General features: G+C 63.4%; 21 protein-coding genes. 10 read left to right on the top strand and 11 right to left on the bottom strand.

Annotated features, from left to right (window positions below; genetic code table 11):
• Positions 1–23: 23 nt before the first annotated feature.
• Complete coding sequence (locus BSG08_RS15705) at positions 24–887, bottom strand: polyprenyl synthetase family protein (protein WP_093038793.1); 864 nt, start codon at positions 885–887, stop codon at positions 24–26.
• A gap of 5 nt (positions 888–892) precedes the next feature.
• Positions 893–1,135: an exodeoxyribonuclease VII small subunit gene (locus BSG08_RS15700; protein WP_093038792.1), complete on the bottom strand. Its 243-nt coding sequence runs from the start codon at positions 1,133–1,135 to the stop codon at positions 893–895.
• Positions 1,136–1,247: 112 nt separating this feature from the next.
• Here BSG08_RS15700 and BSG08_RS15695 point away from each other — a divergent pair, with 112 nt between their 5' ends.
• Complete coding sequence (locus BSG08_RS15695) at positions 1,248–2,216, top strand: phosphotransferase (RefSeq protein WP_093038846.1); 969 nt, start codon at positions 1,248–1,250, stop codon at positions 2,214–2,216.
• 25 nt (positions 2,217–2,241) lie between these two features.
• Here the strand turns inward: BSG08_RS15695 and BSG08_RS15690 are convergent, their stop codons facing one another.
• Positions 2,242–3,789, bottom strand: coding sequence for a helicase HerA-like domain-containing protein (locus BSG08_RS15690; RefSeq protein ID WP_093038791.1), 1,548 nt, complete (start codon positions 3,787–3,789; stop codon positions 2,242–2,244).
• Between the two features lie 414 nt (positions 3,790–4,203).
• On the opposite strand from BSG08_RS15690, the gene BSG08_RS15685 reads away from it, so the two are divergent.
• Positions 4,204–4,836 (top strand): invasion associated locus B family protein, encoded by a 633-nt coding sequence (locus tag BSG08_RS15685; protein ID WP_245770726.1) that lies wholly within the window; start codon positions 4,204–4,206, stop codon positions 4,834–4,836.
• A gap of 66 nt (positions 4,837–4,902) precedes the next feature.
• On the opposite strand, the gene BSG08_RS15680 is transcribed toward BSG08_RS15685, so the two are convergent.
• From BSG08_RS15680 to BSG08_RS15665, 4 genes are read right to left on the bottom strand one after another with little or no spacing between them, the layout of a single operon-like run.
• Entirely contained in the window at positions 4,903–6,114 is a 1,212-nt protein-coding gene (locus tag BSG08_RS15680; protein ID WP_093038790.1) for a beta-ketoacyl-[acyl-carrier-protein] synthase family protein, read from the bottom strand.
• Positions 6,111–6,371, bottom strand: a complete 261-nt coding sequence (locus tag BSG08_RS15675; RefSeq protein WP_093038789.1) for an acyl carrier protein — start codon at positions 6,369–6,371, stop codon at positions 6,111–6,113. The genes BSG08_RS15680 and BSG08_RS15675 overlap by 4 nt, the downstream gene beginning before the upstream one ends.
• Positions 6,372–6,409: 38 nt before the next feature.
• The gene (gene lpxD, locus BSG08_RS15670) at positions 6,410–7,501 is read right to left on the bottom strand and encodes a UDP-3-O-(3-hydroxymyristoyl)glucosamine N-acyltransferase (protein WP_093038788.1); all 1,092 of its coding nucleotides are present in this window, start codon (positions 7,499–7,501) and stop codon (positions 6,410–6,412) included.
• 28 nt (positions 7,502–7,529) lie between these two features.
• Positions 7,530–9,143 carry a L,D-transpeptidase family protein gene (locus BSG08_RS15665; protein ID WP_093038844.1) on the bottom strand — a complete coding sequence of 538 codons (1,614 nt, stop codon included), beginning with the start codon at positions 9,141–9,143 and terminating at the stop codon, positions 7,530–7,532.
• A gap of 324 nt (positions 9,144–9,467) precedes the next feature.
• Here BSG08_RS15665 and mepK point away from each other — a divergent pair, with 324 nt between their 5' ends.
• Positions 9,468–10,037 carry a peptidoglycan L,D-endopeptidase MepK gene (gene mepK, locus BSG08_RS15660; RefSeq protein ID WP_093038787.1) on the top strand — a complete coding sequence of 190 codons (570 nt, stop codon included), beginning with the start codon at positions 9,468–9,470 and terminating at the stop codon, positions 10,035–10,037.
• Between the two features lie 126 nt (positions 10,038–10,163).
• Here mepK and lipA read toward each other — a convergent pair whose 3' ends face one another.
• The 3 genes from lipA to BSG08_RS15645 form a co-directional block, all read right to left on the bottom strand.
• Positions 10,164–11,108, bottom strand: coding sequence for a lipoyl synthase (gene lipA / locus BSG08_RS15655; RefSeq protein WP_093038786.1), 945 nt, complete (start codon positions 11,106–11,108; stop codon positions 10,164–10,166).
• 100 nt (positions 11,109–11,208) lie between these two features.
• On the bottom strand, positions 11,209–12,189 hold the full coding sequence (locus BSG08_RS15650) for a LysR substrate-binding domain-containing protein (protein ID WP_093038785.1): 981 nt from the start codon (positions 12,187–12,189) through the stop codon (positions 11,209–11,211).
• A 65-nt stretch (positions 12,190–12,254) separates the two neighbouring features.
• A complete protein-coding gene (locus tag BSG08_RS15645) occupies positions 12,255–13,343 on the bottom strand; it encodes a DUF6456 domain-containing protein (RefSeq protein ID WP_093038784.1) in 1,089 nt (362 codons plus the stop codon).
• A gap of 239 nt (positions 13,344–13,582) precedes the next feature.
• Here BSG08_RS15645 and BSG08_RS15640 point away from each other — a divergent pair, with 239 nt between their 5' ends.
• Positions 13,583–13,882: a DUF6477 family protein gene (locus BSG08_RS15640; RefSeq protein ID WP_093038843.1), complete on the top strand. Its 300-nt coding sequence runs from the start codon at positions 13,583–13,585 to the stop codon at positions 13,880–13,882.
• Here the strand turns inward: BSG08_RS15640 and BSG08_RS15635 are convergent.
• On the bottom strand, positions 13,879–15,426 hold the full coding sequence (locus tag BSG08_RS15635) for a trimethylamine methyltransferase family protein (protein WP_093038783.1): 1,548 nt from the start codon (positions 15,424–15,426) through the stop codon (positions 13,879–13,881). The two genes, BSG08_RS15640 and BSG08_RS15635, sit on opposite strands and share 4 nt — an antisense overlap.
• Positions 15,427–15,616: 190 nt before the next feature.
• On the opposite strand from BSG08_RS15635, the gene guaA reads away from it, so the two are divergent.
• The 6 genes from guaA (at position 15,617) to BSG08_RS15605 (ending at position 22,055) form a co-directional block, all read left to right on the top strand.
• A complete protein-coding gene (gene guaA, locus BSG08_RS15630; protein ID WP_093038782.1) occupies positions 15,617–17,185 on the top strand; it encodes a glutamine-hydrolyzing GMP synthase in 1,569 nt (522 codons plus the stop codon).
• Between the two features lie 97 nt (positions 17,186–17,282).
• Positions 17,283–18,062 (top strand): sulfotransferase domain-containing protein, encoded by a 780-nt coding sequence (locus BSG08_RS15625; RefSeq protein WP_175544807.1) that lies wholly within the window; start codon positions 17,283–17,285, stop codon positions 18,060–18,062.
• A gap of 251 nt (positions 18,063–18,313) precedes the next feature.
• Positions 18,314–18,955: an FkbM family methyltransferase gene (locus BSG08_RS15620; RefSeq protein ID WP_175544806.1), complete on the top strand. Its 642-nt coding sequence runs from the start codon at positions 18,314–18,316 to the stop codon at positions 18,953–18,955.
• The gene (locus tag BSG08_RS15615) at positions 18,956–19,852 is read left to right on the top strand and encodes a DMT family transporter (RefSeq protein WP_093038779.1); all 897 of its coding nucleotides are present in this window, start codon (positions 18,956–18,958) and stop codon (positions 19,850–19,852) included.
• A 140-nt stretch (positions 19,853–19,992) separates the two neighbouring features.
• Positions 19,993–21,060, top strand: coding sequence for an OmpP1/FadL family transporter (locus BSG08_RS15610; RefSeq protein ID WP_093038778.1), 1,068 nt, complete (start codon positions 19,993–19,995; stop codon positions 21,058–21,060).
• A gap of 122 nt (positions 21,061–21,182) precedes the next feature.
• Positions 21,183–22,055: an ATPase gene (locus BSG08_RS15605; RefSeq protein WP_093038777.1), complete on the top strand. Its 873-nt coding sequence runs from the start codon at positions 21,183–21,185 to the stop codon at positions 22,053–22,055.
• The last annotated feature ends 27 nt before the right edge of the window (positions 22,056–22,082 follow it).

The raw sequence follows: 22,082 nt of genomic DNA, 5'->3' as shown, positions 1-22,082 counted from the left end.
TGCCCCTCCGTGGGGTCATTGAGTCAGTTCTGGCGCGAGATAACGAAGCGGGCGAGCCCGCGCAAGGTATCGGCCCGCGCCCCGTAACAAGATAGGGCGTTGCAGGCATCGTCAACAAGGGTTGCGGCGCGCGCGCGCGCGCCGTCGAGGCCAAGGAGCGAAACAAAGGTCGCCTTGCCCGCCGCTGCATCCTTGCCCACCGCCTTGCCCGCCGCCGCCGCATCGCCGGTCACGTCGATCACGTCGTCCTGGATCTGGAAGGCGAGGCCAAGCGCGCGGGCATAGGCCGAAAGCGGGGCAAGATCCGCGCCCGCCATCCGCGCGCCCGCCGTCGCCGCCCAGAGAATGAGCGCGCCGGTCTTGGCCTGTTGCAGCGTGGTGATCTGGTCAAGGCTGAGCGGAGTGGCCGTGCTCTCGGCGGCGATATCGAGCGCCTGCCCCAGCACCATCCCCTGCCCTCCCGCCGCCCGCGCAAGGCTGAGCGTCAGGTCGGCGCGGGTTGCGGGAGGGCCGCAATCGGGATGGCTGATCAACTCGAAGGCCAGCGATTGCAGCGCGTCGCCGACGAGAATCGCGGTCGCCTCGTCCCATTTGACATGCACCGTGGGCTGGCCCCGGCGCAGCGCGTCGTTGTCCATGGCGGGCAGGTCGTCATGGACGAGGGAATAGGCATGCAGCGCCTCGATGGCGGTGGCGGGCCAGAGTGCGGCGGCCCCATCCACGTCATGCAGGCGCGCGCCCTCCAGCACCAGAAAGCCGCGGATGCATTTGCCACCGCGCGTGGCATAGCGCATGGCCTCAGCCACCGGGTCCTCGCCGAAATCGCGCAGTACCTGATCGAGATGGGTCTGGATGGCGCCTGCGTCGGCGGCGAGCCGGTCCTGCATAGGGGTCAGAGATCCTCGACGGGTCTGGTGCCGGTGGGCTGGCCGTCGCCGTCGAGGGTGATGGCCGCAACCTTTTCCTCGGCCTCTTTCAGTTTGGTCTCGCAGCGTTTCTTGAGTTCCGCGCCGCGTGCATAGAGCGCGATCGATTCCTCGAGCGCCACATCGCCGCGTTCCAGCCGCCCGACGACCTGTTCCAGCTCTTTCATCGCCTGTTCAAAGGACATCTCGGAGGGGGGGGTATCGGGCATTGCGGGTGTCCTGTTGCTGAGTTTTGCTGCGATTTCAGGCAGCAGCATAGCCGCCGTGGCGCGGCGGTGCAATTCGGTTGACGTGGCAATGGGGCTGGGGGAAGTTGACACCATGCCCGAGACGAACCCACCCGCCCCCCTGCCCGATCCGGAGGTGCTCTGCGAGGTGCAGGCAAGGCTGGACAAGGCGCGCGCCGCACATCCCGTTCTGGAATCGGCGGTGATCGACGAGGTGTTGCGGATCGTGCCGGGCAAACGGGCCATCCTCTCGGGGCAATGGCAGGGCCGCGGGGTCGTGTTCCGGCTGGCAGAGCGCCACGACGCAGAACGGCAAGCCCGTGAGTGGCAGGAACTGGTGCGGATATGGCCCGTCATGCAGACCGGGCGGTACCGCGTTGCCGAGCCGATGCTCTTTCTGCCCGTGGCGGGTGTGATGGTGGTGGAACGGGTCGCGGGTCAGCCCCTGCTGGAGCATTTCTGGCGCAGCGATCCGAACCGGCGGGCACAGCATCTGCGGCCCGCCGCCGAATGGCTGCGGCTTTATACCGAGGGCACGGAAAGCTGGCGTGCGGGCAATGCGGCAGGGTGGCTGGCGCGAGCCGAGCGCTCGGCCGCGCAGCAGCCCTTTGCCCGGTTGCGCGCCGTGGAGGGTGAGATTCTGCGTCATCTGCACACGCTCGCGGGATCGCTGAAGGAGGCGGAATGGCGGGTGGCGATCTGTCATGGCGACTTTCATCCCAACAACCTGATTCTGGGTCGGGACCGGCTGACCGGAATCGACACCGGCGGTTCGGCGCGGTTGCCGATCTGCAAGGATATCGCGCGGTTCCTGGTGCATATGGGGCGGCGCGGCATGATCCCCTCGGGGCAGCGCTGGCTGGGGGTGGACGGTCAGGGCATCGAGACTTTCGTCGGGGTCTTTGCGCTGACCGAGACCGAGCGGCGGCTCTGGCTGCCGTTCTTCATCGGGGTCGAGGCTCTGATCCGGGTCGAGCGCAAGGGCATGAAAAAAGGCCGCCTGCGGCATGCCGAAGAGATGTATGCAGCGTTGGCCGGGGATCTGGCGGGGCTGCCGGGCTGAAGCCCGGCTTGCGGGGTTCCGGTTCTCAGCGCCCCTTGAAAAGACTGCCAAGAATGCCGCGAACCAGGCGGCGGCCGGTGGTGCCCTGCAATTCCTTGAGCACCGCCGTGGTTAGCGCGCCACCCAGGCTGTCGGGCTGGCTGCTGCGGCGGGATCGGGCGGGGCTGTTGCCGGAAGCCGTCCCGCCGGAATAGCGACGCGCGGTTTTGAACTCGCGCTCCTGTTCGATGGCGGCCTCACGAGCCTCTGCCTCTTCGGCCTCTTTTGCGGTCGCGGCGGCGCGGGCCGCGAGAATCTCATGCGCGGATTTGCGGTCAAACAGCGCCTCGTACTTGCCGGCCAGCGGTGATGTCTCGATCACATGGCGGCGGGTGGCGGTGTCGCAGGGGGCCAGCCGCGTCGCCGGCGGGCGGATCAGCGTGCGCTCTACCACACCCGGCACGCCCTTGGCCTGCATAAGCGAGGTCACCGCCTCGCCGGTGCCGACATCGCGGATCGCCTCGACGGTGTCGAAGCGCGGATTGGGGCGATAGGTCTCGGCGGCGCGTTTCAGCGCCTTTTGATCGCGCGCGGTAAAGGCGCGCAGCGCGTGCTGGATGCGGTTGCCAAGTTGACCCAGAACGGTCTCGGGCACATCGTCGGGGTTCTGGGTGATGAAATAGACCCCTACCCCCTTGGACCGGATGAGCCGTGCGACCTGTTCGACCTTGTCGATCAGCGCCTTGGGCGCATCGTCAAACAGCAGATGCGCCTCGTCGAAGAAGAACACCAGACGTGGTTTTTCGGGATTGCCCACCTCGGGCAGGGTTTCGAAGAGCTCGCTCAGCAGCCACAGCAGGAAGGTGGCGTAAAGGCGCGGCGAATTCACCAGCCGGTCGGCGGCGAGGATGTTGATATGGCCGCGCCCCTCGGGAGTGACCTGCATCAGATCCTCGAGCGCCAGCGCCGGTTCGCCAAAGAAATGCGCACCGCCCTGATTTTCCAGCACCAGCAGCGCGCGTTGGATGGCACCCACCGAGGAGGCGCCGACATTGCCGTAGCGCAGCGACAGATCGCCCGCGTTCTGCCCCACCCATGTCAGCAGCGCCTGCAGATCCTTGAGATCGAGAAGCGGCAACCCCTCTTCATCCGAAACCCGAAAGGCGATGTTGAGCACACCCTCTTGTGCGTCGGTCAGACCCATGAGCCGTGACAGAAGAAGCGGGCCCATGTCGGCCAGGGTGGTGCGCACCGGATGGCCCTGTTCGCCGAAGAGATCCCAGAACACCACCGGAAAGCTGTCATAGCGAAAGCCGTCAAAGCCGATCCTTGCGGCGCGTTCGCTGAACGGTTTGTGCAGCTTGTCCTGCGGGCTGCCCGGCACCGCCATGCCCGACACGTCGCCCTTGATGTCCGACAGGATCACCGGCACGCCCGCATCCGAAAACCCCTCGGCCAGAATTTGCAGCGTCACCGTCTTGCCGGTGCCGGTGGCCCCCGCGATGAGACCGTGGCGATTGGCGTAGCCGAGCAGCAATTCCTGCGGTTCGGCATAGTCCGGCCCGCCGCCGCCCACGAAAATTGATGTCTGCACGCCAATACTCCTGTCCAGAAAATGCCACGTCTAGAACATACAAAGTTAACCTTTTTCCGCCAGTCTGATTTCATGCCCGAGGCGGATTGTCCTCTGGTCTCGGGTGACTTCCTCCCTGTTGGACTGGCCGCGCCCTCGAGGTGCGGCCTTTTTTGTCAAAAATGCGACATAAGCTGTTGACGCAAAGCGACTTGTGGCCTAGCGTCCGGGTCAATGACTAAGTCGGCCGGTCCGACGGGGAGAACAATACCGAAAGAGGCCGCCTGGCCTCTTTCTTTTTGACCGGGCGGGCGATGCGCGCCCTGATGGGCGCAACCTCGCCGAGGTGACGGAAACTTGTGCGGTTTTGCCCCTGACAGTTCTCTCGCGCCGTGATAGATCGCCCTGAACAGTCAAGCCTATCATGGGGTACCGATGCCTAAATTTCTTTCCAGCCTGTCCCTTGCCGCCCTGTTGGCCATGGGCACCACGCTGAGCGCTCAAGACACCAGCAGCGAAACCGCACCGACCGAAGAGGCCGCTCCGGCCCAGGAACCGGCCCAGAGCGAAGCTCCCGCGCCGGGTGCAGGCCTTGATACCGGACGCGAGGTTCAGGAAGAGCCCTCATATATCCGCGAAGAGCATGGCGACTGGCAGATCAAGTGTTTCCGCACCGGCGGCGAGGAAGATCTCTGCCAGATGTATCAGTTGCTGACCGAAGAGGCCGGCAATCCGGTCGCCGAATTCAGCCTCTATCGCCTGCCCGCCGACGGTCAGATCGTTGCGGGGGCGACGCTCGCGGTGCCGCTTGGCACGCTGCTGACCGAAGAGATCAAGCTGTCGATTGATGGCGGCAAGGCCAAGAGCTATGCCTATTCCTTCTGCACGATGGGCGGTTGCTTTGCACGGATCGGCCTGTCGCAGGCGGATGTGGATGCGATGAAGAGCGGCGTGAAGGCGACGCTCGAAATCGTGCCGGCGCAAGCCCCCGATCAGAAAGTGCGCATCGACGCCTCGCTCAAGGGCTTTACCGCGGCATTCGCGGCGTCCTCGGAATTGCAGAACTGATATCGTTCGGATATCGCGCAGGATCGCAACGCCGTCCCTGATCCGGGGCGGCGTTTTCTTGTGAGCTCAGGCGAACCGGCGCAGCGCCAGAACGGCGTTGAGCCCGCCAAAGGCGAAGGCGTTGGACAGCGCCACCTCGACCCGCGCCTCGCGCGCCACGTTGGGCACCACGTCGAGCGCGCATTCGGGATCCGGTTCCTCATAGCCGATGGTGGGTGCGACGATGCCGTCGCGCAGCGCCATGATGCAGGCCAGCAATTCGACGGCACCCGTGCCGCCGATCAGATGCGCATGCATCGACTTGGTGGACGAGATCATCAGCTTGTCGGCATGCGGGCCAAAGACATCGGCCACTGCGGCGCATTCGGTCTTGTCATTGGCGGCGGTGCCGGTGCCGTGGGCATTGATATAGCCGACTTGGTCGCGGTTGATGCGGGCGTCGCGCAGCGCGCCGGTGATCGCGCGGGCGGCCCCCTGTTTGGACGGCATGACGATGTCGGAGGCGTCCGAGGTCATCGCAAACCCCGCCACCTCGGCCATGATCGCGGCCCCGCGTTTGCGGGCATGTTCCAGTTCCTCGAAGACAAAGATCGCTGCCCCCTCGCCCTGCACCATGCCGTTGCGGTTGGCAGAGAACGGGCGGCAGGCGTCGCGCGACATCACGCGCAGCCCCTCCCACGCCTTGACCCCGCCGAAACAAAGCATCGATTCAGAGCCGCCGGTCACCATCACCGGGGTGATTCCGCCATGCACCATCTGGAACGCCTGAGCCATGGCGTGATTGGACGAGGCGCAGGCGGTCGAGACGGTAAAGGCGGGGCCCTTGAGGTTGAATTCCATCGACAGATGCGAGGCGGCGGCGTTGTTCATCAGCTTGGGCACGACGAAGGGGTGCACCCGGTTCTTGCCCTCTTCGTAGACCGAGCGATAATTTTCATCGAGCGTGGTCATCCCGCCGCCGGAATTGCCCAGCACCACCCCCGCCCGCGCCGCCAGATCGTCATCGAAGCTGAGCCCCGATTGCGCGATGGCCTCGCGCGCGGCGATCAGCGTGAACTGGGTAAAACGGTCATAGAGCGCGAGTTGCTGGCGGTTGAACTGCGATTCGGGATCGTAATTTCTGACCTGCCCACCGATGCGGATCGACAGGCGCTCGACATCGCGGATGTTCAGCTCGGAAATGCCGCAGCGTCCCTCTCGCATGGCCTCGAGCGTTTCGGGCACATTGGTGCCGAGCGCGTTGATCGTGCCCGCGCCGGTAATGACGACGCGCTTCACGCCTGCTCCGCGATCAGCTTTTCGATGCCCATGATGATCGCGCGCACCGAGGAGATGTCGAAATCGCTGTCTTCGGGGGTGTTGGCGTTGAAGGGCACGGAGATGTCGAACGCCTCTTCGATGGCAAAGATGCTCTCGACCAGTCCGAGGCTGTCGATGCCCAGATCCTCGAGCGTACTGTCGAGGGTGATATCGGAGGGTTCCAATACCGCCTGTTCGGCGATGATTGCGATTACGCGGTCCTGAGTGCTGCTCATGATGCGGTCTTTCCTCTGGTCGCCCATATAGTGCGGTGTCAGGTCTTATGGTTCGATTGCGTAACGGTTTTCTTAAGCTCACTCACATCTTCGAACAACCTTTTCAGACGGCGAAAGCCCTTGAACACCTCGACGGTGGTTTCCATCTTCATCGCCGGGTAGCCCAGCATCATGCGCCCCGAGGGGATGTTGGACAGGACGATCGTGCCGCCGCCGGTGATCACGTTGTCGCCGATGAAGATGTTGTCGCTGACCCCGGTCTTGCCCGCCAGTACCACGTTGTTGCCGATCCGGGTGGAACCCGCGATGCCGACCAGGCCGCAGAGCAGACAATCGTTACCGATGATCACATTGTGACCGATCATCACCAGGTTGTCGATCTTGGTGCCGTGGCCGATGCGGGTGTCGCGGATCGTGCCGCGGTCGACGGTGCAGTTGGCGCCCAGTTCGACATCGTCGCCGATGCTGACGCTGCCCAGGCTGTGAATGCGCGTCCAGCTTTGCGCCGATGTGTCGCCCATGTCGCCCAGCGTGGCGCGGGCCTGTTCCACGTTCGAGGTTTCGGGCGTGACATAGGAAAATCCGTCGCCGCCCACGACCGATCCGGGCTGGGCGATGAAGCGGTCGCCGATCTGCACGCGCGCGCCGATGCGCACACCCTCGCGCAGGAATGCGCCCGCGCCGATCCGCGCATCGGCGCCGACGAAACATTGCGGTCCGATGGTCGAGCCGGCCCCGATCCGCGCGCCCCGGCCGATCACCGCCAGAGGCCCCACGCTGACGTCTGGGGCCAGATCTGCGGTGGCGTGAATGACGGCGGAGGGGTGGATGCCTGCGTCCCACCCCTGACCGGGATCGAGCAGCGCGGTCAGGCCCGACATCACGTAGCGCGGGCGCGGGGCGACGATCGCGGCCTCCAAGCCGAGCGCCTGCCAGTCGGCGCCATCCCAGACCACGGCGGCGCGGGCCGCGCCCTGTGCCAGGCCGGCGGCGTATTCGGGTTTCATCGCCAGCGCCAGATCCTGCGGCCCGGCATCGGCAGGCTCTGCGACGCCGGAAATTTCCAGCGTGGTCTCGCCAAAAGCTCTTGCCCCAAGCGATGCTGCGATCTGCTCTATCGTGTAGGCCATGGTTTCCCCCGAATATCTGGGGGTGTATTTAGCCCTGAACCGCGGTCAGCGAAACCCCCGCCTTGTCGAGCGCCTCCCAGATCCTTGCGTCACGCCCGTAGACGTCGCCGCGATACTGCGTGCGGCCCTGCGCCAGGGTAAAGGCGGTGCGATAGATGATATGCACCGGCACATGCGCCTTGAGGTTCACATAGGTTTCGCGCCCCGTGCCAAGCACCGAATGGAAATAGCCCATCGGGTCGCTTTCCTGTCTGGACAGCAGTTCGTAGGCGAATTCAAACGGCTGTTGCAGACGGATGCAGCCGTGGCTGAAATCGCGCTTTTCCCGGTCGAAAAGCGATTTATGCGGGGTGTCGTGCAGGTAGATGTTGTACTTGTTCGGAAACATGAACTTGACCAGTCCGAGCGCATTGGAATTCGACGGCGGCTGCTTGATCGCAAAGGGAAATGTGCGCGCGTTATAGGCCCCGAAATTGACCGCGCCCCGGCTGACCTCGCGGCCGCGGCTGTCGTAGAGGCGCAGATGCGAGACCGCGTTGGGATTGGCCTGCATCTGCGGCAGATATTCCTGAACGGCGATCGAGCGCGGGACGTGCCAGGTCGGATTGATGACCATGTATTCCATCGCGTCGGAAAATTCCGGACTGCGGCGACCGCTGGCATTCATCCCGACGACCGCCCGCGTGCGGAAGGTGACGATGTCATTGTCCAGGATGCGCGCGCTGAAATCGGTGAGGTTGACCAGGATATGGCGCGCACCGCGGTCGCCGTTCAGCCAGCGTTCACGTTCCATCGCCACAATCACCGATTTCAGGCGTTCGCTGGCCGGGATGTTGAGCGCGGCCAGCGTGCTGGCTCCGGCCACGCCGTCGGGTTCCAGCCCGTGATCGGCCTGAAACGCCTGCACCGCCTGTTGCAGCCGCGCGTCATAGCTGCGGCTGGCGCTGCGGTCGAGATATCCCATGGCGATCAACCGATCGCGCAGCGCGATCACCGCGCCACTTTCCTGCCCGGGCTTGAGCACGTCGGCGGGCACCGCGGGCCCCCAGCCGCCCTGCGCGATCAGGTGTTCAAGGTGCAGCTTTTCCTTCATCAGCCGGGCGTATTCCTGGCTTTGCGGTGGCAACGCGCGCAGCACGTCGCGCGGGCTCTTTTCTTTCATGTCAATGAGGTAGGCCGTGCGGTCCCGATAGGACACCTCGCGCTTGATGCCCTCGTCGATCTGCGAGGGGATCAGGATCCCCGATTGCAGGTCGCGGGCATATTGCAGATAGGTCCGGCTCAGTTCCACCTCGATCAGGCCCAGATCGCGCATCGAGCGCGCATCGCCCATCCGCGCCATCAGCCCGCCAAGATCATAGCGCGCGACGGGCAGCCCGTGCGCATCGGCCTGCGACAGCGCGCGGATCAGGGCCTGACGACGGGCCGCGTCGCCGGCACCTTCGCCGGTCCAGATCGCGCGATAGCCGTTGGCGCGGTAGAATTCGGCGATGTCCCGGTCGCTTGCCGCCGCCTCGGCGACCGCCTGACGAAAGGCGGTGCTTTGCGCGGCAGCGGGTGCTGCGCCGAGAACGCCTGTCACGAAAAGAGCGGCGCCTGCCAGAAGCGGGCCAAACTCGCGGCGGGAGATTGCCGGTTTCATCATTTTACCCCTGTTTCACACATGTCCTACCTCATAAGTATAGGCGGAAAACCATCAGACCCTCAAATTTTTACTGCCGGAGTCAGGTCAACTCTGCCAACATCTGCGTGACTGCGGCAAAATCGCCGCAGCGCCACAAAAATCGGTAGCCGCCCGATAATTTGCGCGGGATTTTGCCGATAACTCTTGCCGCTCACGATTCATGTCAAGTTTTGGCTTGGTGGACGATTCTCGTTATGTCATAAAGCGCGTGCATCTGGGGATGACAATCAAAGGCGGCGAGACAGCCGCCGCAGTTAGGCGACGGGACAGGCGCTTGAAATGATGACAGAATCCAGCTCGACAGGAATCTCACGGCGTGGGATTTTAAAGGCCTTTGCGGCCACGGCCATCACCGCGGCACCGACATTCGCGAACGCAGCGGGCTTTTTGAGGGGTGCCGGCGACATCCGCCGCATCCGCATGGTGTCGCCCCGAACTGGTGAGCGGCTCGATACAATCTACTGGATCGAGGGCGATTATATCAAGGAAGCGCTCAGGGAAATCTCGCTCTTCATGCGTGACTGGCGCACCAATGACATCAGGGCCATCGACATTCGCACCGTCGACATCCTCGCCGCCAGCCACAACCTGCTGGACGCAAGCGAACCCTACATGCTGCTGAGCGGCTATCGCAGCCCGCAAACCAATGCGATGCTGCGCAGCCGGTCACGCGGCGTGGCAAAGAATTCGCGCCATCTGATCGGCGAGGCGGCGGATCTGCGGCTGGGCAGTCGGTCGGTCAATCAGATCTACAGCGCCGGGGTGGCCTGTGGCGGCGGCGGTGTGGGCCGCTATTCGGGCAGCAATTTCGTGCATATGGACTGTGGTCCGGTGCGCACCTGGGGGCGTTGATCTCGCAATTTCGGCAAGGCTGCCGCCAACGGTCCGTCTGACGAAAGAACGCCGGTTGATCGCAGCCGGCGTTTGCACGTTGTCGCGCTGCTTTCTTCGCGGTTCAGTTGTCGCGGCTCAGGGTGTTCAGGCAAATCTGGCGTTGCGCGCGGCCTGAAGGCGCGCGAAATCGTCGCCCGCGTGATAGCTGGACCGCGTGAGCGGCGAGGCCGAGACCATCAGGAACCCCTTGCCATAGGCGGCCTTTTCATAGGCGGCGAATTCGTCGGGATGCACGAAACGGTCGACCGCGTGGTGTTTCGGCGTCGGTTGCAGATATTGCCCGATGGTCAGGAAATCGACCCCCGCCGCGCGCATGTCATCCATCACCTGATGCACGCCCTGCCGGTCTTCGCCCAAGCCCACCATGATGCCGGATTTGGTGAACATCGTGGGGTCCAGTTCCTTGACCCGTTGCAGCAGGCGCAGCGAATGGAAATAGCGCGCGCCGGGGCGCACCGACAGATAGAGACCCGGCACGGTCTCCAGGTTGTGGTTGAACACATCCGGTTTCGCCGCCACCACGGTTTCCAGAACACTGCTATCGCAATGCAGGAAATCGGGCGTCAGGATCTCTATGGTGGTTGCCGGGCTGCGGTGCCGGATCGCGCGGATGGTCTGGGCGAAATGCTCGGCACCGCCATCCTCGAGATCGTCGCGGTCCACCGAGGTGACGACAACGTGGTTCAGCCCCAGTTTCTGCACCGCATCCGCGACGCGCCCCGGTTCGAACACATCGAGCGCCTGCGGTTTGCCGGTGGCGACGTTGCAGAAGGTGCAGCCGCGCGTGCAGATCTCGCCCATGATCATCATGGTGGCGTGGCCCTGCGACCAGCATTCACCCGCGTTGGGACATCCCGCCTCTTCGCAGACGGTCACCAGCCGGTGCTCGCGCATGATCCGGTGGGTCTCGAAATAGCCCTTGCTGGTCGGCGCCTTGACGCGAATCCAGTCGGGTTTTCGGGGCTGGGCATTGTCGGGGCGATGCGCCTTTTCGGGGTGGCGCTGGCCGGGCAGTCTGAGATCGCGCACGAATTTTCCCCGCGAATGGATTGGTAACACTTGTCTACTATATGTCATGCCGATGGGAAGTGCCAGTAACGCAAACCTGCATCCCGGTGTTTGCAATCCGTTAACCAGTGCCCATCGCAGGCACCGGATCTTCCGGTGTCTTGCGGTCCGCGTCGAGATCGGTGCGGGCCGCATCCAACAGCCCCTGCCCGACCCGTTGCAGCACCCCGGCCAGGGTGTCGAACCAGGCATCGTTGCGGCCGCTGCGGCGGCGGATCAAGGCGATCCGGCGCGCCGGTTCCGGCGGATCAAAGCGCCGCAGCTGCATGCCGGGTGCCGCGCGGATCTCGGTGGCGGCGGCTATTTCGGGCATCAGCGTCAGGCCAAAGCCCGCCGCCACCAGCCGCGACAGCGTGCCCAGCGAGGAGGCCCCCATGTCGATCTGCGCATGTCCGCGCCCGCGCCCGCAGACCTCGAGCGCCTGGTCGGTCAGGCAATGACCGTCCTCCAGCAGCAGGAGCGGGCTGTGCGCCAGCAGGGTGGGGCGCAGCGTCTCGGCCCCCTGCCCCAGTGCCTCCAGCCGCGCGGCGGTGCCCGCGAGCAGAAAACGATCCTCGAAGAGCGCGCGCGCCTCAAGCCCCTCGTCACCCACCGGCAGGGCCATGATGGCGGCGTCAAGCTGGCCGCCACGGACCTCGGTCAGCAACTGATCGGTGCGCGCCTCGCGCACCTGCACGTCGAGCATGATGTCGCCGCTACGCAGCGCCTCAAGTGCGCCGGGCAGAATATAGGGCGCAATCGTCGGGATGATCCCGAGCGACAGTCGCCCGATCAGCCCGCCCTGCCAGCGCGCCGCTTCGGTCAGCGCCTGCATCTCGTCCAGCACCCGCCCCGCATGATCGAGAATGAGGCGTCCGAACGGCGTGAGCACCACATCGCGCGCGCGCCGCTCGACCAGCGGCGCGCCCAGCGTCGTCTCCATCTCGCGGATCTGCACCGAGAGCGCGGGTTGCGAAATATTCACCATCCCGGCGGCGCGGCCGAAATTGCGCTGTTCGGCCAGCGCCTTGAAATAGGTCAGTTGCCGCAGGGTGATGTTCATAGCTGGAGGTTATACAGGAGCGCCTGGCCTGCAAGGAAAAATTATAACCTGACCGGCATGCGGCGCTATCCGATCATGCCGCCCGCATCGCCAAGCGTCTCGTAATGCCGCCTGAGCCGTTGCAGGGCGATACGCAGCACGATCTTGCCCGAGCGCGCCGACCAGCCCATTTTCTGCTCTGCGCGTTCCAGACCTTCGAGATAGCAGCAACAGCGCAGCGCCACATCACCCAGACCCGGCCCCAGTTCACGCAGGGCGCCGATCACGCGCGCGCGAGCCGCCTCGGCGCCATAGCGACCAGAGGGCGCAGCGCCGCCCTGCGTGTCAACATGGCTGAGGAAATGATCCCAGTTCTGGGTCACGCGCGGCCCCATCCGGGCCAGTTCGAAATCCTCGCGCAGCCGTTCACCCGCGCGCACCAGCTCGACGCTGATGAAGCGTGCGCCGTCCTTATCGCGCCGCCGCGCCAGCGCCGCGAGCGGCGATTCGGCGGGGCCATAGCGCAACGGGCGCGCGGAATTGTCCCCGGCCTCGCCGTGGTCGGCATGCTGCGCCGGGGCCTCACGCAGACCCGTGGCCTGATTCTCCGCCGCTGCCAGCAGCCCGCTCAGCGCGCCGCGCCCAGCCGCGGTGATGTGATAGCGCGCGATTCGGCCCGGCCGGTCGCAGGCGATCCAGCCCTTGAGCGCCAGTGCTTCAGCCACTTCGCGCTCGACGACGGCGGTGCGCATGGGCTGACCGTTGCCGGTGTCACGCACCACTACCGATTTGTCCATTTCAACCGAGACGGCCAGCAGCGCGCCGCTTTCGCTCATCCGGCGCAGAATGCGACGGGCCTCGGAGGTCAGGCGGGTATCGGTCAGGGGGGCAGAGGGGGATGTCATCGGGTTCTCCTTGGCATCCGAACCGGTCGTCATCGTGCAGTGAACTCTCTGGCCCAGACGACGCAGCGCCTCGTCGACAAGCAGATCGTCGCGCCGCGTCTCGAAAGCGCGGATCTGGCGCAGCACGGTCGAGGCATGCCGCCCCGCCCGCCGCGCCAGCGCCCTGATCGGCATGCCATTCTCGGTATGCGCGAGATAATGCAGCGCTGCCTCGGGCACCCAGGATGGCACCTGTTGCAAATCCGTCAGTGTCGCATGTCCCTCGTGCATCACCCGTTCCCTCGCCTTCTTGCCGTTGCGACAGCGGGCACTGCCCGGTGTCTTATCCACAGAGTTATCCACAACTTAAACGTGTAAATGTTACCGGTTCGTTAATTGTTTCCAGAAATGCAACCTTCATTGACAAGTCGTAAATAATTTAAGGACGCAGCGTGCGCAGGGCCGGCCGAATGCGCAACACCGACCCGGCCCGTGCAAGGACTGGGGCAGCCAACAACAAGGAGGTCCCGATGCAAGATATCCTCAGCACCATGAACGCGCTGCGTCGCCCGCCGCTTCTGATCCGCGCGGCGCGGATCGGCGTGTCGGACTATCGCCGCGATGCGCATTTGCGGCGGCATCTGGGTGATGGCCCGCTGCCCTGCTGCGTCACCGCCCTTGCTCGGTTGATCGAGATTGAAATGCAACTTGAACGTGCAAGACAGGAAGGCGCTGCGGAATATTCCGCAGCGCGCCATGTCGATATCCTGATCGCGATGCTGGGCGAGGCGCGGCTGATCCGCGCCGCCCTTGAGATGCCGGTTTCTTAGCTGAAGGCGTCGGGCATCTCTGACTTGCGCCGTGCCACATAGGCGGTCAGCGCCTCGGCGATGCCGGGGTCGAGCGCGGGCTGCCGGTAATCGTTCAGCAGTTTCCTGACCCGTGCATTGGCCAGCATCATCGTGTCGCGCGCACCATCCTCGGACCATGTCTCGAACGGTTTGTAGTCAAACAGATCCGATCGCCAGAAGGCGGTCTTGAAATTCGCCTGGGTATGCGCGCAGCCCAGGTAATGCCCGCCCGGACCCACCTCGCGGATCGCATCCATGGCCTGGGCGTTGGTGTCGATCTCGACGCCACGCGCCAGATGATGCAGCGTGCCCAGCTGGTCGGCATCCATCACGAATTTCTCGAACGAGGACACCAGCCCGCCCTCCAGCCAGCCACAGGAATGCAGCATGAAATTGACCCCCGCCAGAAGCCCGACATTGAGGCTGTTGGCGGTTTCATAGGCGGCCTGCGCATCGGGCAGTTTCGAGCCGTTGAACGAACCCGACGAGCGATAGGGCAATCCCATGCGCCGCGCCAGCTGACCAGCGCCATAGGTGATATGCGCGGCCTCTGGCGTGCCGAAGGTAGGCGCGCCGGAATTCATGTCGATCGAGGTGACGAAGGCGCCAAAGATCATCGGCGCGCCGGGGCGCACCAACTGGCTGTAGGCGATGCCCGCCAGCACCTCGGCCAGCACCTGCGTCAGCGTGCCGGCCACGCTGACCGGCGCCATCGCGCCGCCGACGATGAAGGGCGACAGGATACAGGCCTGGTTGTTGGCGGCATATACCTCGAGCGAGCCCATCATCACATCGTCGAAGGTCATCGGCGAGTTGACGTTGATGAGGCTGGTCATCACCGTGTTCTGCTGCACGAAATCCGCGCCGAACAGGATATTGCACATATCCACGCTGTCCTGCGCGCGGCTGGGTTCGGTGACGGAACCCATGAACGGCTTGTCCGAGAGCGTCATATGGGCGTGCAGCATGTCGAGATGGCGCTTGTTCACCGGAATGTCGGTCGGCTCGCAGACCGTGCCGCCGGAATGGTGCAGCCATTTCGACATGTAGCCGAGCCGCACGAAATTGCGGAAATCCTCCATCGTCGCGTAGCGCCGTCCGCCTTCCATGTCGCGCACGAAGGGCGGGCCGTAGACCGGGGCCAGCACAAGGGATTTGCCGCCGATTTCGACGGTCCGTTCGGGGTTGCGGGCGTGCTGAACGATCCGCGAGGGTGCGGTGGCGCAGAGCTTGCGCGCAAGGCCGCGCGGGATGCGCACGCGCTCGCCCTCGACATCGGCGCCTGCCGCGCGCCAGCGGTCGAGCGCCGCCGGGTTCTGCACGAAATTCACCCCGACCTCTTCGAGGATCGTTTCGGCATTGGTCTCGATGATTTCCAGCGCCTCTTCGGTCAGCACTTCGAAATTGGGGATGTTGCGCTCGATATAGCGCGCGGTCTCGATGCTGACGGCGGTGCGTTCGGCGCGGCGCACTGCCCCGCCGCCACCCCGGACCCGCCTGCTGCGCGCTTCTGCTTCTGACATGGGGGAATCCTCTGTTGTGGTCGATTGCGACTGCCAAGTCACCCGGCTTGCGACGGGTGTTTTCCCCCTCATACCTGCTTGGTCAGCCGCGGCAGGCAAGGATTCCGGCGATTGCGGGGGAAAAGCGACATGCGCCGCCCCCGCGCGGCTTTCTCTTGCGCAGGGCAGGCCCGCGTTCTACTAGGCGGGCATGAGCCAGATAACCCATGACCGCCTGTTGATCATCGACTTTGGCAGCCAGGTGACGCAGCTGATCGCGCGCCGCCTGCGCGAGCTGAATGTCTATTGCGAGATCCACCCCTATCAGCGCGTGACCGATGCGTTCCTGCAAGAAATGGCGCCGCGCGCGATCATCTTTTCCGGCGGTCCCGACAGTGTGATGCGCGAGGGGTCGCCCCGCCCGCCGCAGGCGGCCTATGACCTGGGCGTGCCGATTCTGGGCATCTGCTATGGCCAGCAGGTGATGATGCAGGATCTGGGCGGCAGGGTCGAGGCGGGCGAACATGCCACGGCCGAGTTTGGCCGCGCCTACGTGACGGCGACAGGCGTCGAGAGCGATCTGCTGACCGGCTGGTTCGACGATGGCACGCGCGAGCAGGTCTGGATGAGCCATGGCGATCATGTCTCTGAAATCGCACCCGGATTCGAGGTTCTGGGCACCTCGCCCGGCGCGCCCTTTGCGATCACCGCCGACCGGGCACGACGGTTCTACGCGGTGCAGTTCCACCCCGAGGTGCATCACACCCCGAACGGCGCGCGGCTCTATGAGAATTTCGTGCGTCTTGCCGGATTCACCGGCGACTGGACGATGGGGGCCTACCGCGAGGAGGCGATTGCGAAAATCCGCGCTCAGGTGGGCGACCGGCGGGTAATCTGCGGGCTGTCGGGCGGCGTCGATTCCTCTGTTGCCGCCGTGCTGATCCATGAGGCGATCGGCGATCAACTGACCTGCGTTTTCGTCGATCACGGCCTCTTGCGGCAGAACGAGGCCGAGGAAGTGGTCACGATGTTCCGCGATCACTACAACATCCCGCTGATCCATGCCGATGAATCCGATCTGTTCCTGGGTGAGCTTTACGGCGTAAGTGACCCGGAAACCAAGAGAAAGATCATCGGCCGCCTGTTCATCGACGTGTTCCAGAAACATGCCAACGCCATCGAGGGGGCCGAGTTTCTGGCGCAGGGCACGCTATACCCGGATGTGATCGAGAGCGTTTCGTTCTCGGGCGGGCCATCGGTCACGATCAAGTCGCATCACAACGTCGGTGGCCTGCCGGAAAAGATGGGGCTGAGGCTGGTCGAGCCGCTGCGCGAGCTGTTCAAGGACGAGGTGCGCGCGTTGGGCCGCAAACTGGGCCTGCCGCAGAGCTTTATCGGGCGGCACCCGTTTCCCGGCCCCGGCCTTGCCATCCGCTGCCCCGGCGAGATCACGCGCGAGAAACTGGCGATCCTGCGCCGGGCGGATGCGGTCTTTATCGACCAGATCCGTCGTCATGGCCTCTATGACGAGATATGGCAGGCATTTGTCGCCATCCTGCCGGTGCGCACCGTGGGCGTGATGGGCGACGGGCGCACCTACGATTTCGCCTGCGCCCTGCGCGCGGTCACATCCGTGGACGGGATGACGGCGGATTACTATCCCTTCTCCCACGATTTCCTGGGCGAGACCGCGACGCGGATCATCAACGAGGTCAAGGGCATCAACCGCGTGACCTATGACATAACGTCCAAGCCGCCGGGGACGATTGAATGGGAGTGAGATCGGGTTTGCCGGATGACCCGGAACTCCAAGTAGGCTATGCTGATCACATTCACGTGAACGTGGAATGAAATCCTCCCAAGGAGACCGGGCAGTTATGAGGCGCGAATTGCTGGAGTTCGTTCAGTCAAATCTGACCAGGAAGAACAGGAAAAACTGCGTTTCAAACATTCAGTTCTCAAACGATTTTTATGTTGTCGAATTTCCCAAATCGGGGATCACGTGGTTTACCGTTCTTCTGGCAAATACATTTCTGGCCAACCAGGGATCGCGGGACAAGGCAACTTTCTCTTCCGTCAGATCCTATATCCCGGACCTTGAAGCGAACCCCAATCTGCAAGCCTTTGAGTTCACCTGTCCGCAGGTCCGGCTCTACAAATCACATTCCGAGTTTTCGGCGGACTATGTGAACATCGTATACATCGCCCGCAATCCCGTGGACGTGATGAACAGCTATTACCGGTATCAAAAAGGTATGGGAAGTTTCGACGGAAGCTTCGAGGAATTCTGTTTCGGGTCGCCTTTCGGGATTGATGCGTGGAGAAGGCACGTAAACTCCTGGTTCGTCGATAACGTCAACTATGCCAACCGTTTCATTCATCTGGTTCGCTACGAGGATCTTGTTCGGGAGACTGCCGGGGAAATTCAACAGCTTGCCGAGAATTTCGGTTGGAATATCGACGCGGATGCGATCACGCAGGCCGTCGATCTTTCGTCCCGAGGGGCGATGCGCGAACAGGAAGAACTGGCGCGCCGCAGAAACCCCGGCTACAAGTTTGAATTCGTATCCGCAGGTCGGTCCGGCACGACGGATGACGAACTCGCACGGCGGCTAGAAGACATGCGCAAAGACGAGTGCATTCTTTTGGGATATTAGGGTTTGGAATTATGATTTCCGGGGCGAAATGCGGTTTGATGGCCGGACAGGATGAAGGACTGTTGTAAGACACGATGATTGATCTGAATTCCGTGAAACGCACGCTAAATGAAAGGCTCCTGCGAAACGGTCTGATCAGACGCCGCGCCGTATCGAGCGCAGAGGTTGCCTCTGTTGCCGCCGATTTTCGCGCCGCCTGCGTCAAGACCCCCCTTATCCGCATCGGCGGGGATGGAGACGGCGGCTATCTGGTGCCGAACGATCTGGCGGGGGTCCGGCATTGCTTTTCACCCGGTGTCTCGGTGACGGCGGATTTCGAGGAACAGATTGCGCGCGACTACGGGATCAAATCATTCCTGGCGGATGCGAGTGTTGATAAACCGCCATTCGATAACCCCTTGTTCGAGTTTGATAAAAAGTTTCTCGGAGCGTGCTGCAACGATAAATTTACTACGCTAGGCCGATGGGTTGACGGCAAGCTCGGAACAGAACCCGACGACGATCTAATATTGCAGATGGACATCGAGGGTGCGGAATTCGACGTGCTGATCGAAAGCTCGACGGAATTGCTGCGCAGGTTCCGCGTCATGGTGATCGAATTTCACAGCATGGAGCGGATTTTCGAGCGCCACAGCCTGCCGCTGATCAAGGCCATCTTCGCGAAGCTGCATCGCGATTTCGCCATCGTTCACATGCATGCCAACAACTGCTGCGGGATCGCCGAATGCAACGGCATGGGCATCCCGCGTGTGTTCGAAGTGACCTATCTGCGACGCGACCGTCTGGCGGGGCGAGTCGAAGGCGGTGCGTTCACGCTGCCGCATCCGCTGGACAGAGTGAATGTGCCCGAAAATGCCGATATCCTCATGCCCCCCCTCTGGTGGCGCGGCTGAATGACGCTTGCCCCTGCCCCGCCGCGCAGTGATCCTGCCGCCGTGCTGCGCGCCGCCCTGTGGATGCTGGGCGCGGTGCTGGCGTTCTCCTCAATGGCAGTGGCCGGACGTGCGGTCAGTTTCGAGCTGGATACGTTCGAGATCATGCTCTATCGCAGCGTCGTGGGGTTCGTGATCGTGGTCGCGGCGGCGCGGCTGAGCGGGCAGTGGCGCACCATCACCACGCGCAGTCCGGGCACGCATCTGCTGCGCAATCTCAGCCATTTCACCGGCCAGAACCTGTGGTTTTACGCGATCACCGTGATCCCGCTGGCGCAGGTCTTTGCGCTGGAATTCACCGCGCCCTTGTGGGTGCTGGTGCTCTCTCCGCTGGTGCTGGGCGAGCGGCTGACGCGGGTGCGGACGCTGGCGGCGGTGATCGGATTCACCGGCATCCTGATCGTCGCGCGGCCCAGCCCCGAGACGCTGAACGCGGGCACGCTGGCGGCGGCGGCGGCGGCCGTGGGCTTTGCCGGGTCGATCCTGATGACCAAGCGGCTGACGCGCACCGAAACGCTGACCTGCATCCTGTTCTGGATGACGCTGACGCAGATCGTGTTCGGCCTGATCGCGGCGGGGTTCGATGGCGATATCGCCCTGCCCTCCGCCGTGTCGCTGCCGTGGCTGGCGGTGATCGGCTGTGCCGGGCTGGTGGCGCATTACTGCCTGACCACGGCGCTGTCGATCGCCCCCGCCACGCTGGTCACACCCGTCGATTTCCTGCGCCTGCCGCTGATCGCGGTGATCGGGCTGATGGCCTATGGCGAGCGGATCGAGATGGCGGTGATCCTGGGCGCGGCGGTGATCTTTGGCGCGAATTACCTCAATCTGTGGGCCGAGACCCGCGGCAGGGATTGAACCGCACGCGCCTTGCGGCGGTGTGTCGGTGAAAGCACCGCTGCGGACCTAATTCGTCGTGACGCAGCGTCCGACATTGACCGATCGTTCTGTAACAGTAATGTGCCGGGAAATAACTCTGGAGGAGAGAGAGGGACGAAATGAAAAAATACTTGCTGGCATGCACGGCGCTGACCCTGATCGCGGGTGCGGCATCGGCGGGCGGGATCCAGCGGACCGGGGACCGGTCGCAGATTCTGTTCGAAAAAGGCGAGAACTACCTGGAATTTTCGGTGTCCTCGGTTCACCCGAAGGTCAGCGGCAGCCTGTTTGGCGGCGTTCTGACGTCGGGCAACATCCAGAAGGATTACCGGACCTTCGAGATTGGCTACAAGCGCGAGATCAACGACAAGCTGACGCTCGCCATCTATGCGAACGAGCCGGTCGGCGCCGATGTGGATTATACGGCGGCCAACGTCTATCCGTTTGCCGGATCGAACGCCGAGGTGGAGTCTCTGGCGGTGACGGGACTGCTCAAGTATCAGTTCACCGATCGCGTCAGCGCCTACGGCGGGCCGCGTATCCAGAGCCTGAGCGGGAATGTGACCATCCTGACCGCTGGTCTGCCGCTTCCTCCGGCCTATACGCTGAATGTCGACAAGGATTACAAGGCGGGGTTCGTCCTGGGTGCAGCCTATCAGATCCCGGAAATCGCGCTCAAGGTTGCTTTGACCTACGAATCCGAAATCGAGCACGATTTCAACGACAACACCGGCACCGAATTCAAGGTCAAGATTCCGCAGGCGGTCACGCTGCATGCGCAATCGGGAGTGGCCAAGGACACGATCGTGTTCGGCTCGATCCGCTGGCAGGAATGGACCGAATTCGAGATCCGACCGATGGATTTCGTCGGGGGCTTGGTGCCGATCGCCAGCGAGCCTTCGGATATCTGGACCTATGAGCTGGGTGTGGGGCGGCGTTTTTCTGAGCACTGGTCGGGTGCCCTGACGCTTGGATACGAAGAGGATCTGGGCGATATCGTTGGTAACCTCTCCGGCAAGGATGGGTTCATAAGCTATGGCGTCGCGGCCAAGTATCAGACCGAAGCCTGGGATCTGACCGCCGGTGTCCGCTATATCGACATCGGCAGCGCCACCACGTCGATCGGGGCACAGTTCGCTGACAACGATGCCATCGCCGCCGGTCTGAAGCTCGGCTTCCGTTTCTGATCCGCAACGACAGTATGACCACAGCCCGCCCCCACCGGGGCGGGTTTTTCGCGGGGCGATCCGCGTTTGCCATTTGACCCCGCCGCGCGCAGTTTGTAGCAGAAGGCCAGAGGGGACAGGCGATGATCTACCAATCGGCACAGGACTGGCAGGAGGCCTGCGAGAAGCGGGTTCTGTTCTATGGCATGTCGGGACTGGGCAAGACGCATCTGGCGAACCTGCTGCGCGCCGCGGGGGGCTGGTTTCACTATTCGATAGATTACCGCATCGGCACCCGTTACATGGGCGAGCTGATCGCCGACAATGCCAAGGCACATGCCATGCAGGTGCCGTTCCTGCGCGATCTTCTGCTGAGCGATTCGATCTATATCGGCTCGAACATCACCTTCAACAACCTTACCCCGGTCTCGACCTATCTGGGCAAGCCGGGCGATCCGGCGCGGGGTGGCATGCCGATCGCCGAATACCGCCGGCGGCAGGAACAGTTCCGCCAGGCCGAGATCAGCGCGCTGCTCGACACCGGCTATTTCATCGAACGCAGCCAGAGGCTGTATGGCTATCCTCATTTCATCTGCGACAGCGGCGGGTCGATCTGTGAATGGGTAGATGGAAACGATCCCGCCGACCCGATCCTGACCGAGCTGTCGCGCCACTGTCTTCTCGTCTATATCGAAGGATCCGAGACGCATACGCAGGAACTGATCCGCCGGTTCGACCGCGCACCCAAGCCGATGGCCTATCAGCCCGAATTCCTGGATCGGGTATGGAACGAATACCTGAAACAAAACAAATGTATGGAAGGTGAGGTTGATCCAGATGACTTTATCCGCCGTACCTATGCCCGCGCGCTGGCGCATCGCCAGCCGCGCTATCAGGCGATGGTGCCCTGGGGCGTTTCGGTGACGGCAGACGAGGTGGCGCAACTGCGCGACGCCGCCGATTTCGACCGGCTGATCGCCGCCGCCCTTGCGCGCCGCGCCCCCGCGCCTATCTGAACCCGACACCACGAGGATCCCCGCCCG

This window comes from Roseovarius azorensis (assembly GCF_900109455.1).
Taxonomy (GTDB): domain Bacteria; phylum Pseudomonadota; class Alphaproteobacteria; order Rhodobacterales; family Rhodobacteraceae; genus Roseovarius; species Roseovarius azorensis.
Note: the sequence above shows the minus strand (reverse complement) of the source record. Positions and strands in the feature narration are given on the sequence as shown.